General features: G+C 39.2%; 2 protein-coding genes. Both read left to right on the forward strand.

What is annotated here, in order from left to right:
- The first annotated feature begins 42 nt into the window (after positions 1–42).
- Complete coding sequence (locus tag AWW68_RS10985) at positions 43–240, forward strand: hypothetical protein (RefSeq protein WP_157717620.1); 198 nt, start codon at positions 43–45, stop codon at positions 238–240.
- A 142-nt stretch (positions 241–382) separates the two neighbouring features.
- Positions 383–649: a hypothetical protein gene (locus AWW68_RS10990; protein ID WP_068220882.1), complete on the forward strand. Its 267-nt coding sequence runs from the start codon at positions 383–385 to the stop codon at positions 647–649.
- Positions 650–687: the final 38 nt, after the last annotated feature.

A 687-nucleotide genomic window follows, 5' to 3' on the forward strand; every position in this document is an offset into this window, starting at 1 on the left:
AACGTTCGCAGGTATCAGACGTGAATTGTGAAGGAATCAAAAATGAAGACAAGGAAAATACAAAAGACATTTAAACCTAATGAGGTATTGCATGATGAATTCAATGAGTTTATATCTATGTCATTACATGGCAATTATACTGAGGTTTACTCTGGAGATTACCCAATACCAGATCAAATGTTTAAAAATAAGGTAAGGGTAACGATAGAAATTTTTGAGGCCGAAAACAAGATCGGATGACGGCTCAATGCCTCTGATTCATGGCTGATACTAGATGTTAGGATTACGTGCCCGAAGAGGTGTGGTACGGTTAACAGCGCATTGAGACGCTGCGAACGTTAGGATTAATGAGTGAACGATGAATTTAAAAACGCTATAAGATATGAGTACAATAAACATTACCTGTGAAGGTTGTGGTAAAACGCACGAAGTTAGAAGGACTCCTGAAATCCCTGACCATGTGGTTAGTATGGGGTGCAACTGGTGTCCAGTATGTGAAGACAAAGCGGAAGATTATTACGAAGAATGGTATAATGAATCTGATAGAGATAATGGAGGTGATGATATACCACCTAATCAGCTTTGTATGCCATTTGAAATGGAAAGGATTATAGGTCAGGATATTCAGGAGGAGGCTACTAGTTTTTAAATGGCAGTGAACGCCCCTCGAAGGGCATTAATCCTAAC

Origin of the sequence: Roseivirga spongicola (assembly GCF_001592965.1) — a bacterium.
GTDB classification, from domain to species: domain Bacteria; phylum Bacteroidota; class Bacteroidia; order Cytophagales; family Cyclobacteriaceae; genus Roseivirga; species Roseivirga spongicola.